Origin of the sequence: Pseudomonas caspiana (genome assembly GCF_040224095.2) — a bacterium.
Lineage (GTDB): Bacteria > Pseudomonadota > Gammaproteobacteria > Pseudomonadales > Pseudomonadaceae > Aquipseudomonas > Aquipseudomonas caspiana.
The window spans coordinates 3,097,994-3,111,940 of record NZ_CP167995.1 but is presented as its reverse complement, the minus strand read 5'-3'; the positions used below and the strand labels follow the sequence as shown (position 1 = coordinate 3,111,940).

12 protein-coding genes and 2 pseudogenes are annotated in these 13,947 nt (G+C 56.2%); 8 read left to right on the top strand and 6 right to left on the bottom strand.

All coding sequences use genetic code 11. The annotated features are described in order from the left end of the window. The first annotated feature begins 369 nt into the window (after positions 1–369). On the top strand, positions 370–1,941 hold the full coding sequence (locus ABRP31_RS14240) for an XVIPCD domain-containing protein (protein WP_217664510.1): 1,572 nt from the start codon (positions 370–372) through the stop codon (positions 1,939–1,941). Continuing rightward, positions 1,941–2,867 (top strand): hypothetical protein, encoded by a 927-nt coding sequence (locus ABRP31_RS14235; protein WP_217664509.1) that lies wholly within the window; start codon positions 1,941–1,943, stop codon positions 2,865–2,867. Before ABRP31_RS14240 ends, ABRP31_RS14235 begins: the two co-directional genes overlap by 1 nt. A gap of 272 nt (positions 2,868–3,139) precedes the next feature. Here the strand turns inward: ABRP31_RS14235 and ABRP31_RS14230 are convergent, their stop codons facing one another. Next, a complete protein-coding gene (locus ABRP31_RS14230) occupies positions 3,140–3,799 on the bottom strand; it encodes a TetR/AcrR family transcriptional regulator (RefSeq protein ID WP_217664508.1) in 660 nt (219 codons plus the stop codon). A gap of 123 nt (positions 3,800–3,922) precedes the next feature. Between ABRP31_RS14230 and ABRP31_RS14225 the strand changes: the two genes are divergently transcribed. Beyond that, positions 3,923–4,708, top strand: coding sequence for an SDR family oxidoreductase (locus tag ABRP31_RS14225; RefSeq protein ID WP_349970069.1), 786 nt, complete (start codon positions 3,923–3,925; stop codon positions 4,706–4,708). 27 nt (positions 4,709–4,735) lie between these two features. Here the strand turns inward: ABRP31_RS14225 and ABRP31_RS14220 are convergent. From ABRP31_RS14220 to ABRP31_RS14210, 3 genes and pseudogenes are all read right to left on the bottom strand, one after another. Continuing rightward, positions 4,736–5,035 (bottom strand): annotated as a pseudogene (locus ABRP31_RS14220) (IS3 family transposase); the annotation flags it as partial. A gap of 572 nt (positions 5,036–5,607) precedes the next feature. Further along, positions 5,608–6,015: a hypothetical protein gene (locus tag ABRP31_RS14215; RefSeq protein WP_217664506.1), complete on the bottom strand. Its 408-nt coding sequence runs from the start codon at positions 6,013–6,015 to the stop codon at positions 5,608–5,610. A gap of 52 nt (positions 6,016–6,067) precedes the next feature. Continuing rightward, the gene (locus tag ABRP31_RS14210) at positions 6,068–6,667 is read right to left on the bottom strand and encodes a hypothetical protein (protein ID WP_217664505.1); all 600 of its coding nucleotides are present in this window, start codon (positions 6,665–6,667) and stop codon (positions 6,068–6,070) included. A gap of 343 nt (positions 6,668–7,010) precedes the next feature. Between ABRP31_RS14210 and ABRP31_RS14205 the strand changes: the two genes are divergently transcribed. Beyond that, the gene (locus tag ABRP31_RS14205; RefSeq protein ID WP_217664504.1) at positions 7,011–7,559 is read left to right on the top strand and encodes a TetR/AcrR family transcriptional regulator; all 549 of its coding nucleotides are present in this window, start codon (positions 7,011–7,013) and stop codon (positions 7,557–7,559) included. A 278-nt stretch (positions 7,560–7,837) separates the two neighbouring features. Here ABRP31_RS14205 and ABRP31_RS14200 read toward each other — a convergent pair whose 3' ends face one another. After that, the gene (locus ABRP31_RS14200) at positions 7,838–8,053 is read right to left on the bottom strand and encodes a hypothetical protein (protein WP_349970068.1); all 216 of its coding nucleotides are present in this window, start codon (positions 8,051–8,053) and stop codon (positions 7,838–7,840) included. A 222-nt stretch (positions 8,054–8,275) separates the two neighbouring features. Continuing rightward, positions 8,276–8,554: pseudogene (locus ABRP31_RS14195) on the bottom strand (hypothetical protein); the annotation flags it as partial. Here ABRP31_RS14195 and ABRP31_RS14190 point away from each other — a divergent pair. The 4 genes from ABRP31_RS14190 to ABRP31_RS14175 all read left to right on the top strand — a co-directional run bounded on the left by ABRP31_RS14190 (position 8,486) and on the right by ABRP31_RS14175 (position 13,855). Then, entirely contained in the window at positions 8,486–8,836 is a 351-nt protein-coding gene (locus ABRP31_RS14190) for an MFS transporter (protein WP_349970174.1), read from the top strand. The pseudogene ABRP31_RS14195 and the gene ABRP31_RS14190 sit on opposite strands and share 69 nt — an antisense overlap. Continuing rightward, entirely contained in the window at positions 8,805–9,716 is a 912-nt protein-coding gene (locus ABRP31_RS14185; RefSeq protein WP_349970066.1) for an SMP-30/gluconolactonase/LRE family protein, read from the top strand. The genes ABRP31_RS14190 and ABRP31_RS14185 overlap by 32 nt, the downstream gene beginning before the upstream one ends. A 208-nt stretch (positions 9,717–9,924) precedes the next feature. Further along, positions 9,925–10,716: an amidohydrolase family protein gene (locus ABRP31_RS14180; protein ID WP_349970065.1), complete on the top strand. Its 792-nt coding sequence runs from the start codon at positions 9,925–9,927 to the stop codon at positions 10,714–10,716. An 85-nt stretch (positions 10,717–10,801) separates the two neighbouring features. Continuing rightward, positions 10,802–13,855, top strand: coding sequence for an FAD-binding and (Fe-S)-binding domain-containing protein (locus ABRP31_RS14175; protein ID WP_349970063.1), 3,054 nt, complete (start codon positions 10,802–10,804; stop codon positions 13,853–13,855). Positions 13,856–13,947: the final 92 nt, after the last annotated feature.

The following is a 13,947-nucleotide window of genomic DNA, read 5'->3' as shown; positions in this document are numbered from 1 at the left end:
ATTGACTTCCGATCCTATGCACTATCCAGGCTGATGGCGATCAATGGCCGCCCTGCGCAAGATGCGGTCTGATGCCGATACTAACAGTAGCGGATACGCCCGCGGGGTCGTTCGGCATTGGCTCGAAGCGAGCGGGCCGCAGGGCGTACCTGCGGCCTTCTTGATCGACGCGCATGTCGTGATCGACCGGCCCGTCGATCCTGCCAAAATCGGGGCTGTAATGCCTGTGGTAGAGAGTGCAACATGCCGGGGAACGTATACTCCGGCCACTTTCCCTGGGTCTGGCCGACACTTGCAGTACCGGCTGCGCCGCGCTCAAAATACGGTCGCAGGGAAGAACGCACAACTTACATGCCCGGAGGCAGCCACATGGCCAGCACCACCGAGATCGTAGCACTGCTGTCTGCCACCGATGCAGAGGGCCGGGTCGATCCGATGGCCTACGAAGCGCAACGGTTGATCCTGCAGCACCAAGGCTTGGGGAGCGTAGACTACCGCGACGTGGCGGTCGGCATGGTCCGCATCTATGCCGCCGTGGTCGCCGCCGACCCGCACAAGCCGATCGACCAAGTCCGCAGCGCCGCCACGCACGCGTGGCAGCATTGGGAACAGGGGTTGGCTCAGGCGCAACGCGATGGGCGCGAGCGCGAATACATCGGCAGCGCGGCCGGAGTGGAGATCCGGGCCACCCTGGTGCCGGCAAGCAAAGTGAGCAAGCTCGGCAAGGCCGCGCAGATCATGGAGGACATCGCCCCCCGCGCCGCCGCCGAGGCCCGCGAAGGCCTGGCCGATGCGCGTGCCCACGACGGCGCTGAGCATGCGCCCGAGCGCCATGCGGGCTTGCCCGGCCGCGCTCGCGCCTACGCCGAGGGGCTGGAGGAAGTCGGCCAGGCCGCCCGGCGTGTTGGTGAGGCCGGCGAAGTGCCGCAGCAGATGCTGCGCGGGCTGGTCGGCCAGGCCCGCCAGGATGGCCAACTGGACGATCTGGTCCGCGCCGCGCGCGCCACCGACAACGTCGAATGCCTGCTGCGCAGCGGCCAACTGGAACCGCACGACCTGACCGCCATCCTCAAGCGCACGCCGGGTGTCTTTGACGGCAGGATCGATTTCCCGACGGCCCTAGACCAAAGTATGCAGGGCGTGGACCTGACCTGGCTCACCACCCGCCAGCTCGGCGACATCGGCGAAGCCATCCAAACCCATGACCTGGTAAAGCAGGGATATAACGACATCGTCGCGATCAAGAACCGCTCCGGTCACGGCATCGATCTGGTCGGCCGCAGCCCTGACGGTGATCTGGAGTTCTTCGAGATCCAGACCTCGGCCAAGCGGCTTGAGCGGGCGATTGACGCCCAGGGTCACTGGGATCCGAAGAACACGATACCTGGGCTGAAGTCGATCGCTCAGGATATCAGCAGGGAAATCGGCCCGGAAGCCGAGCACATCAACGCCACGTGGGTGTGGCTCAATCTGAGCCGGAGCCCGGACGCGCCGCACTTGCAGATCGAACGCAAGTTAGATCCATGGGTCAAGCCCGCAGCGCCGAAACAGACGATGCTGACTCCTGGCGATGCCGACCACCCAGACCACGCCGCATTTGACACGATACTGCGCACGGTGCAGGGCGACGGCCGTTGGAACGTTGCGGAAGGCCACAATATTGCCGCGAGCCTGCTGAAGGAATACAAGGCCGATCCGCTGTGCAAGACCCTGGACTCGGTGCGCATCGGCGGCAGCACCGATACGCCGCGCATCTTCGCGGTCAGTTCGCCACACGGCGACAGAGGCCCGGATTTCCATGTCCACGTCCAAGCCGAGCAAGCTGCGCAGCGCCCGGCGGCCGAGAGCTTCGCTCAAGTCCAACAGATCAACCAGCAACAAGCGCTGACCCAGGAAACAGAGCAACAGAACCTGGCTCACCGCGGCCCGAGGATGAGTTAATGGCGGCAGGCAAGAGCGACAAACAGTTGCCAGTATGGCATCCCTCGCTGAAGAAGCTATTCAAGTCCTGTGACAGATGGATTGAGTGGGCGCTCACCACGGATCGCAGGCCGACGAAATATCTGGAACGCATCGAAGGGTGCCTGGCGCAAACTGGTATCCTGAAAGGCGAGGTCTGGCTGGATTTAGGCCAAGCCGGTCACACCTACGCCATGCAAGCCTGCGCCCTCAGCGGCCAGGGCCGACTGGACGAACTCGCCCAGCCGCTGCGCTGGGCAGTGGCAATGCGCTCCATCGCATTTCGTTTCGAAGCCGCCGTAACCCTGGCCTGGACCACCGAGCGGCAACCGTTGCTGTCGTTCGGGACAAGCATGAAAGTGGCAGCGACCGCGATGCTCTCGCAATGGGACGCCACCGAGGCCGGCGCCCGCTTCCTGATCCAGGTCGCGCACAAGGACCAGGCCCTGAAGCCGGACGAGTGGCGTCGCGAGGGTTGGGGCAAAGGCACCAACGACGCCTTCCTGATTTTCCTGTTCGCGCAGGCCTTCGGCATCCCCACCCATTACCAACCGGTGCATCCGCTGATCCCCGAGTATCAGGCGGTGCTCGACCAGTGGCGCAGCACCGACGCAGCGGTGTTCCAGACCGCGATGCAGGCCGCGGCCGACTGGCATATCACCCGCAGCAAAGACAGTACCGAGCGCAATACCTATGAGTTCGATGAAAGCTTCAATGGCGTTTACCCCGCCGAATTGCTTGCCGTGCAGGCCCTGCGCCAGCGCGACGGCCTGCCACATTTCGATACTGGCCATCTGCTGATCGACACGCCGTGGGCCATCCTGAGCAAGCTGCCCGAGTGCCCGCCGCATCCGCTCGCTATGGCGGTGGAAGAGCGGGTACGCCGGGACTATCCGGATTTCCGTTGAGGCGAACACCTCAGACACAATGGGGCGATGGGCCAGTAGCTAGCGCCTAGCGCGGCAGCGTGGCCTCCAGTTCTCGGTCCACCTGCACACCGTCGACCCATTAGTGGACGGAAGCATCGACACGACGACCCTTGGCAAAAATTGTTTGACACCCAAGCTGCTGGGGAGCGAGCAACACCGGCATATCTTCGCACCGGCTTGATCGAGTTTCTGTGCTGCCTCTGTAACTACCAATCGCCAAAGGACCATCGCTGGAGTTTGAGAAAAGCCACTCAGCAACGGGCACCACGCATCAAGGTCAGCACGGCGCGCTCGACATCATGCTGAAAGTCGTAGCGCAGCCCCTCCAATTCCGGAAGCGCAATCACTTGTGCCGCGACATCGATCGGATTGCTGAGCGGCCACAACCCGATGATCAGCGGTAGCGCGTATTTGATCACCTCCTCGAACGCATCTACCGATATCTCTGGCAAGCGCGCATGGAAGGCCTGCGCAGCCTGATGCCGCAACGCCAACAAGTTGCGCTTGAATTCGACCATGCGCTCGAACGACAACTTGCGCTCCAAAATGGACGGCATGATGCTTGTCAGCCGGCACAGCAAAGGACGCGCGCACAACGTCTGCGCAAAGACCGCTGCGATGTCCTCGACAGTTGCAGCGGCCTTGCCGTGTGCCAGCGCTACTCCAAGTTCGGCCTGCCAGCCGGCGTATTCCTCTACGAGCACGTCTATCAGTACAGCTTCGCTGCTTTCGAAGTAGCGATAGACGTTGGACTTTGTCATCTGCGCCTGGCGTGCCAGCTCATTGATTCCCAGATCAAGCGCGCCCGGGCTGTCATCCAGCATCGCGCGAGCAGTGGCTAGAAGGTGGCGGCGGCGCTCCTCTTTTTGCTCAACCGAGCGTGCGCGGACATATGGCGTGAACGAATTCATAGGAAGACCTGTACCTCACTTGATAAAAGACCGATGGTCTTTAGATTAAGGACCATCGGTCTCCAATTTTGCCTGAAAGCCAGGATCCAGGCCACGTCATCCACCACGCACAGAGCTATCACCATGCCAAGCAACAACACAGACTGGGTAATTGTCACCGGCGCTTCAAGCGGTTTCGGCGAAGAATTTGCTAGGCAATATGCAGCTAAAGGCCACCCGTTGATTCTGGTCGCGCGTCGGCTGGACCGCCTTCAGGCCCTGGCGGCTACGCAGCGCCACGAGCACGGAGTGGAAATCATCACCGAACAAGTAGACCTGTCAGATGTAACCGCCATAGCGGCCTTGCATTCCAGCATCCATGAGCGGGGCATTGGGGTGGAAATCCTCATCAACAACGCCGGCCACGGGCTACAAGGCACCTTCCTGGACACTTCGGTTCAAAGCACTCTGGATATGGTGCAGTTGGATATCGCCAGCCTCACCGTCATGACCCGACTGTTCGGCGCCGACATGCGCCAGCGCGGTCACGGCAGGATCATGCTGGTTGCCAGTCTGCTGGCGCTCTGGGGTGTGGAGGACATGGCTGTTTATGGTGCATCCAAGGCATACGTCCTGCGCTTGGGAGATGCGCTGCACCGTGAATTCAAGCGCGATGGCGTCACCGTGACCTCGCTGTGCCCCGGTATGTCCAACACAGGATTCGCTCAGGCTGCGCAGCAAAAGATCACCCTCGGATTGAAGCTGGCGATGATGCAGCCAGCTCCGGTAGTCCGTGCGGGCATCCGCGCCCTCCACAAGGGTCGTATCAGCATTGTCCCCGGGTTGGGCAACAAGATCGGCGCGGCCATTATCTGGGCCACCCCGCGCTGGCTGCACCAACGCTTATTTGCGCACGTCATGAACGGTTGAAAGGGTGGTTGATCACTGACGATGCCACTTCGGTTTGCGACGACGAATCTGCAGTTGCTGATCGCGGTACAACCGCTCCAACCGTTTGTAGTTCACGAGGAGTCCTTCCTGTCGCAATTTAAGAAAGATCATCGCTACGCTACAGCGGCGATGGGGATGCGCCAACGCAAGGATGCGTCCGCGCATTTCGACGTTGCGGTCTTCGCGCGGGCAATAACGCAGCGCAGTGGCGCTCATACCGATCGCTGCCGACGCACGACGCTCGCTAGCACCACGCCCGATCCACTCGCGCATCAGCGTACGACACGCAGGTGCGCTGACCAAGCGCATCCATAGTTCGTCCGTGCAGGTGATTCAATGCATTGGTAGCCGTCGATGGATGTCGTCGGCGCTCAGTAGACCCAGTTGACTCGTCTACGCCGGAGCCTCGGTACATAATGCGGTCTAATCTTGCCGCCCATACGAGATAAATACCCTCAATTATAATGGGTTGGACGAGGCTTACTGTTCCCTTTGCCCGAACTTTCTCTGCGGGAGGCTCGTGAACTTCGTGAAACAACTAATAGTTTGATTATGCGGAAATTTTTCATTCAGCATAAGAAAAGATATCGGGTGTAGATATCGCTCAACATGCTAGCGCTACGCAATCAAGCCAAATAAAGTCAAGCTGCCTTTTTATCAGCCCATGCTAGTTGCCTGCCAGGGCATTGTCGGGTTTACATAGGCAATATTCATGGGATTGCAACGTGTCAGAAAACGTAAAGACAACTACAGCATTGACATTAAACTTATACGCCGGGTCATGTTGTAGCACCTAGCAGCGCTCACGGTAGCTCTCCAAGGCTGGGATGACATCTGAAGTGTAGCCAAAAATGAAAATCCATTTCGCGAACAGTATACTATGGTGGCCCCATATCAATTTGAACGCATCCTTGCGAAAGGAGCGATCCAGACTCTACATCAAAATCAACAATCTTCATCTGCTTATCGGCCGTAACAGTAATTGTGCAACTTTTTGAGTAGCGGACATCGCCCATGTAATTGGTGTGTACCATGACGTTATTTTGCATTTCAGAAGTGCGGTTTGTTATTTCCTCGCGAACTACTGACGTGTCGCGAAACCATCGCATTTGAATGGTATTGCCGTCCTGTGAAGGCACAAGGCGGTCAGGTTTTCCAAAAAATTCCACAGCGTCTTCTGCAGGTAGACCTTTCCACTGGCTGCGTGAGTAAAGCTCCGGAATGCTGTCCATCTGCGCGCAGCCTGTACACAGCGCAATGGTGAGAATTATCCAGTTCCTGTTCACATAAGCCCCTTAGCGATAAGTGTTATCGAGTAGCTGCCCATACAGAAAAAAGTCATTGCGAAGGAACGCCCAACATCATCTGCATGTCTCTAATCACACTTTTTGCCGGCCGCTCTTTGACTGCGGGGGCAGTGCCGATGGCATCGGCGGGGGTCGTCTTCCAGATTTGTTTACGAGTGACATCGGCCAACTGTGCAACGTTGAAATCCGGCCCAGGCAATGGAAACATACCGTTCTTCTCGGCGCTTTCTGGATGGCAGACAAATTGATAGCCGCGTTCTGTCCAATTAGCGGCAAGGGGTATCCAGCTAGGCGGCAAAGGCGCATCCACTTTAGTTCCTGATCGCATCTGGGCAGTTGCGCTAATAACGCGGACCAATTTGCTTTGACACTGATATTGAAATTTATACTTGACATACTCTGGACCATTTGCCATTTCGTGGACCTGCAGCACATCCAACGCCCTTGCAAACTCTTTCATGCCGCTTTGTTTCGGGACTTCAACTACCGAACCGGCGTCAGCATAATAAAACTCTCTGTTCGGTTCTTCACCACGCCCAAAGATCAACCACCATTTCGCATCAGCATTTGCAAATCCGGAAAAGCCAAGCAGCGCAGCGCTTAGGACACTGATAGCAGAATAACGACTCATAATAGGGCCCACCTAGCCTTTAAATTCGTTTAACAAAGTACCTTCGTTACGGCGCGATCACAATAGTACAGATGTACTATTAGGGATGGTCTGATCAACACTACCCAATGACGAGACATGTGACATCGGCACGCTGAGCCTTTGCCTATGAACGCCTCGGCTGTGGCGCCGCCCTGGGCTCCTGTCGCACCAGTGAAGAGGATCGTACGGGACTGCTGCATTCATTCTCTGCTGCATGTGATGCGCCGATCAAAAGGCGCCAAAACATTACTATTGTTGAAACGGACACTCGTGTCCACTTTAATCTCATGCAGATGGAGTGGTAATATGCGATATTGATGTCATGCAGAATGAGCGAAAAGATACGGTCCGAAATCGTGCGGAGTTGCTGGCGGCGGCGGAATCCGCCGTGGCGGTGTATGGCGTGGACGTCGCGTTTAACCTGATCGCCAAGTTGGCCGGCGTGGGTCAGGGCACCCTCTACCGTCACTTTCCCAATCGTGACACGCTGATTCAGGCACTGCTGGAGCGATCCATGGACAGCCTGGAGTGCTTTGCAGCGCAACAAACTGATCATGATGCGATGTTTCGAGTGCTCGAATTCTACGCAAGTCAGATCGAGAAGCACTTCGCGCTTGCCACCTGCTGCGGCGTCGTCGATCCGAACCACATCGGCTTTATAGCGGCGCGCAGGCGTTTCGCTGAGATTATGAGCCCGCTCCTGGAGCGAGCTATCGCGGCGGGTCTCTGCAAGCCCGCGGTCACGATCATCGATATAGGTTCGCTGGTTGCCATGCTGACCGCGCTTCGAAGCGGCACGGGAGGCGAGACCAGCGTGTCTACCCCCAAGAGGATGCTGGCCTTGATGTTGGACGGTATGCGCCGCACCTGAACTTTCCTGCGGGAATTTACGCATATCCTAACTGTAGACGCCTGCAAGCGTAGCGGCCTTTGCTCTGAATCTCGGAGCGGTCATGACTCATGCAACTCACTGGTCAAGTCGAATGCAAACAGGTGGTCAATAGCAACGCAAACGACTGGTCAGCGTGAATGTAAATGGGCGGTAAGATGCTGCGCACCAGTCAAGCAGAGGCGACTAGCTGGCCCCTAGATTAAGCGAGCAGTAAAACTGCTAATTCATTAGCCTAGACCACTCCATACGGGCTCGTATCAGGGGCAGTCCACATCACCCTTCACCAAGTCGCGGCAGTATCGAATCTCATGCACCGCACCTGGCTTGAACTGATCGATCCACCCCGCCCTCTCTTCGTCTAGATCACTCACCGCCTGCTCTGACAGCTCGTCGATATCAATACCCAAGCTCGCTGCTGTTGCGAATACAGCGACGAGAGCCTGCTTCAATTCCATTGCGTGCTTGTCGGTCATGTATGAACACTCGTGGGTTGAGATATGAGCTTAGACCAGCAGTGCGCTTGGCTTTAACCCTAGTGGTTATAACGGTTATTCCGAAGTGGCCGCTCAGCTAAAAAAAGCTACTGGTACTAAATATGGACCGGCGCCACCAGGTACCGGAAGAATGCACGGACAGGCAGGTGCACGCTGTCAGATGAATGCGTGCACACCTAGGGAACGGGCTTGAAGGTTAATTCAAGGCTTATGAAGATCATGACCTGCCAGCCAGGCGTTACTTTGTTTCAGGCTTTCGGGGCTGCCGGCGCATAGACCATCCATTACCAGATTCATCAATCTGGCGAGACGGGGGCGCCAGTCTGTCTGGGCATCCATTTGCCATATTCCGGCGATGGCTAGAAAAAAGTCGTCGTTAGTAATTCCGCTACGAATCGTTCCGGCCTTTTCATTTGCCCTCAAAAGCAGCTCTGCAGCTGTCTGGACTGGAGCATATCCAGACTTCCCTGGAAACTCGCAGTCGCCGCGAATCTGTCGCTCATCAACGACCTGATCCCATCGAAGGAAGACTCGGGAACAGCCATCGCTGTCATCAGCACTGGCGGTAACTTATTTGGCATCTTTGCGCCTATCGTCACGGGCTATGTGATCTCCATGACCCATCAATACCACTATGGTTTTGTGATCGCCGGCGTGCTCCTGGCTCTGGGCGCTATCGTCTCAATGTTTTTGACGCGCAAACCGATTGGCCAAGCAAAGGAGACCGACCATGTACGAGTCGCCGCCACTCCTTCTCACTGAGGTATTCGCCACCTACCCCTCTTCTCTTCAAACGGGGGACGGGAACTCCAGTTGGAGTTTGGCGCAGCCGGGCAAGCATATATTCAAAAGCTTTCTGGAGGGCCCGTCCTTTGATAGGAATGGCGTGCTCTGGTGTGTGGATATCGTCAACGGGCGCTTGCTCAATGTCGATAAAGCGGGTGTCTTCAAGGTTGCCGTCGAATACGACGGCTGGCCGAACGGGCTGAAAATCCGAGAGGACGGGCTGGTTTTTATCGCCGATTACAAGCACGGAATCATGACTCACGAACCTGGCTCCGGAGAAGTGAAGCCATTGCTCGAGCGCGCAGGTGTAGAGCGCTTTAAAGGCGTGAACGACCTGTTCTTCGCTCGTAACGGCGACCTCTACTTTACCGATCAAGGTTTGACTGGATTGCAAGATCCAACTGGCCGCTTGTTCCGCATGACGCATGGCGGGCGCATAGATTGCATTCTCGATGCCGTCCCCAGCCCTAATGGCTTAGTGATGAACCTGGACGAGGACGCGTTACTCCTTGCGGTGACACGTGCGAACGCCATTTGGCGTGTTCCTTTATCCGGCTACGGCGCCGCAAAAGTGGGCAACTTCATCCAGCTGTCTGGCGGTGTTGGCCCTGATGGTCTGGCGCTGGATTCAGAGGGCGGTCTCTGGATCGCACATGCGGGTCTTGGCTCGGTTTGGGGCTTCAACGCAATCGGCGAACCCCAAGCAAGAGTGAAAGTACCGGCTGGATTACTCACGACAAACCTAGCCTTTGCATGCGACGGCACCACCGACATTTATGTCATTGAGTCGTCGACTGCGACTATCCACCGCGTTAACACATCCGTGTCCGGAAAACCGATGGTCTCGCACTGTTAGCCATTTTGACGCCGAACAGCACATCACAGCCTATGAAGAGCTGCGCCTCATTACTAAAGTCGAGCGATGAATTCTTATGCGGTTTAACCGACGTCGATTCATACAAATTGCCGGAGCACTAACGGCTTATTGCCAAATGCCGGCTTGGGCAGATGTGCCTTGGTCTAAAGGCAATGACATCCCCAGGCTAAAGGTTCCGGCCGGAAGCGTGGACAGCCACATCCACCTTTATGATGATCGAGTTCCACCTGTTGCTGGTGCCACATTAACTCCACCTACGGCAACTCTTACGGACTATCGTCGCCTTCAGCGCCGCCTGGGCTTTGAACGAATGATCATAGTTACGCCCTCAACATATGGGTTCGATAACAGTTTGATGCTTGAGGGGCTGATCCAGAGCAACGGCAGTGCAAGAGGCATGGCCGTGATTGAGCCAACGATAACCGATGAGGAACTGAACAGGCTGAATCAAACAGGGGTAAGAGGAATTCGATTCAATCTGAGCTTCGGTGGCACCAAGATCGACGAGATGGAACGCCTCGCCTCTAGGGTCAACGAACTTGGCTGGCACATTCAACTGGTGTCGCCCGGCGAACAATTACCGGCGCTGGAATCTAGGTTATCGAAACTGCCATGCCGTTTGGTGATCGACCATTTGGGGCAACTTGCTCAGCCCGGCGGAGTTTCCTCCGAAGGCTTTGCAGCGCTTTCGAGACTACTGGCCACAGGTCGCGTGTGGACGAAACTTTCTGCCCCCTATAACACTTCGAAAATCGGCCCGCCTGAATACTCCGATTTCGGGCAAGTAGCTTCAGCACTCGTGAAACTCAGATCCGACAGGATCATGTGGGGCAGCGACTGGCCTCATCCAACAATGAAATCTGAGAAACCTGACGATGCACAGATCCTCGATCTCTTAGCGATATGGGCACCCGAGGAAAGCGACCGGCGACTCATCCTTCGAGATAACGCGGTGAACCTGTACGGCTTTGACTCCTGATCGTACGAACAGACTCAAGGGCATTGCCCACCTACTTCCGACACGTTAGTCAGTCAAAACACCGCATCCCGGTTGGAGTTTTATAATGATCGCACGCTTGCTTCCGTCCGAAAAACAAGGCGTGAACCATGACGATTTTCTAACGCAGCTTGGTAACGCTGGCTTCCGAGGGGACGTCGCCCAAAGCTATGGTCAGCGGACAGTGCTTGCAACTGACAACTCTATTTATCAGCGACTACCTCAGGCAGCCGTATTCCCTCTGGACGCTCAAGATGTAGAGATTCTCGCGGCCCTGGCGGCGGATCCGAAGCATAGATCCGTAGTCCTGACGCCACGCGGTGGCGGTACCGGCACCAACGGACAGTCGTTGACCGATGGCATCGTCGTCGACCTGTCACGTCACATGAATTCTATTCTTGAAATCAATGCGCAAGAGCACTGGGTGCGCGTTCAAAGTGGCGTAGTGAAAGACCAATTGAATGCTGCGCTCAAACCTTACGGGCTGTTCTTCGCACCGGAATTGTCCACATCCAACCGAGCAACCATTGGCGGCATGATCAATACCGACGCCAGTGGGCAGGGCAGCTGTACCTACGGAAAAACTCGTGACCACGTGCTGGAGCTTTCCACCGTGTTACTGGGCGGTGAGTTACTTCACAGCGCACCATTGGAAACAGGATCACTGAAGCAAGAAGCAGCACGTCGCGATCGAGTCGGTGAGGTATACCGCTGTGCGCTCGACATTGCAGACAACCAGGCCGATCTGATTGAGCGAGTGTTTCCCAAATTAAACCGCTGCCTAACTGGCTATGACCTTGCTCATCTTCGCGAGCAAGGGGATCACTTCAACCTCAACAGTGTGCTGTGCGGTTCTGAAGGCTCTCTAGGCTTCATCGTGGAGGCCAAACTTAACGTCCTGCCAATCCCAAAGTATTCGATTCTAATCAATGTCCGTTACGCCGGCTTCATGGAGGCTTTGCGCGACGCAAAGGCACTGATGCTGCTCAAGCCATTGTCGATTGAAACCGTTGACTCCAAAGTGCTAATGCTGGCGATGAAAGACATCGTCTGGCACGGCGTCGCTGAATACTTCCCTGAAAATCCTGACAGACCGACCTTGGGCATCAATCTCATTGAGTTCAGCGGCGACGATGAAGCCGCTGTCCAGCAAAGAGTTCATGATTTTGTCTTACACCTGCAGCGCGACAGTTCCGTGCTGCGCCTGGGCCACACGCTCGCCGTCGGTACCGATGCGCTGAAGCGCATCTATGCGATGCGTAAACGAGCGGTTGGGCTGCTGGGCAATGTTCAAGGTGAGGCCAGGCCGCAGCCTTTCGTTGAGGACACTGCTGTACCGCCGGAGAACCTTGCTGACTTCATTCAAGAGTTCCGTGCGCTGCTGGACAGCTACCAATTGCAGTACGGCATGTTTGGCCATGTGGACGCCGGCGTACTGCACGTGCGACCGATCCTCGACATGAAAGACCCAGCACAGGCTGCTCTGATCCGCCCCATTTCCGACGCCGTTGCGGCCTTGACTCAAAAACACGGAGGCTTGCTATGGGGTGAGCACGGGAAAGGATTGAGATCCCAATATGTCCCGGATTACTTCGGTGAGCTCTATCCGGCACTGCAGGCGTTGAAAGCGGCTTTTGACCCCTGGAATCAACTCAATCCCGGTAAAATCGCAACACCCAAAACGCTGCCGGATACCCGGTTGACGCGGGTTGACGAGGTGACGTTGCGCGGTGAACTTGATCGCACCATAGATGAGCGGGTTTGGCGCAGTTACGACACTGCATTGCACTGCAACGGCAACGGAGCCTGTTACAACTTTGATCCAGACGACGCCATGTGCCCTTCCTGGAAGGGTACCCGTGACCGGGTTCACTCACCTAAAGGGCGAGCCTCTCTGATCCGCGAATGGCTGAGACTTCAAGGTCAGCAAGACATTGACGTGTTAGCGGCAAGTGACCACATACGATCCACCAGCAACATCGCTAGCCTCGCAAAACGAGCGGTTAATACGGTCGCGCAAAAAATGGGGCAACAAGATTTTTCTCACGAAGTCTATGAGGCAATGGCTGGCTGCCTTGCATGCAAGTCCTGCGCTGGGCAATGTCCGGTCAAAGTCAACGTGCCTGAATTCCGCTCTCGATTCCTGGAGCTGTATCACGGCCGCTATCTGCGTCCGCTGAAGGACTACCTTATCGGCTCACTTGAATACACGATTCCTTACATCGCACGCTTCCCACGCCTATACAACTCTGTCATGGGCGCCCGCCCCGTACGCTTCATGCTTGAGCATATGGCCGGGATGGTCGATAGCCCATTGCTCAGCATCACGGACTTCGACGCTGTCTGTCGCCATTGGGAAGTTGAAATCGCAACGCCTGATCTTCTGTGGACACTGAGTAAAGAACAGCGTGCTCGAAGCGTAATTGTCGTCCAGGATGCCTTCACTCGTTTCTTCGAAACCCCCGTGTTATCGGATTGGATAGAACTGATCTCAAGACTTGGCTACCAAGTCTATATCGCCCCGTTTGCGCCCAACGGCAAACCGCTTCAAGTGCAGGGCTTCATCAGGGCCTTTGAAAAAGCGGCATATTTCAACAGCGAAGCGTTGCACCAGCTTCAAGTCTACGAAATACCACTGGTGGGGCTCGATCCCGCGATGACACTGGTGTATCGCCAGGAGTATGCGAAGACGCTAGGCAGTGACAATGCGCCCACCGTTCTGCTGCCGCAGGAGTGGCTCGCGGATGCGCTCCCACAGGCTCAAAGCGTCAAGGAAGATGCTCCTTATTACTTTCTTCCCCACTGCACTGAAAAGAGTAATGAACCGAGCAGTATTGGCCTTTGGCAGAAAGTTTACGAGCGAATGGGACTGAAGCTGATCTTACAAGCCAGCGGTTGCTGCGGCATGTCCGGCACCTATGGACATGAGACGAAGAACGCCGTCACCTCTGCGGTGATTTACAATCAGTCCTGGGCACCGCTAGTGACAAAGCTTCATGCTTCTGGACGGTTGGTGGCCGACGGATATTCATGCCGAAGCCAAGTTAAACGAATGGATGGTGTAACTGTTTTACACCCCCTGCAAGCGCTTCTAGCCGCTGTAAGAAATGCAGCAGGCTGAGCCATAGGACATCGCACATCTTTTACTTGGGGTTAAGCCAATGGGTCGGTAAAATTCGCAGCATTTTTTGCTATTCGGCACTGTGCCAGTAA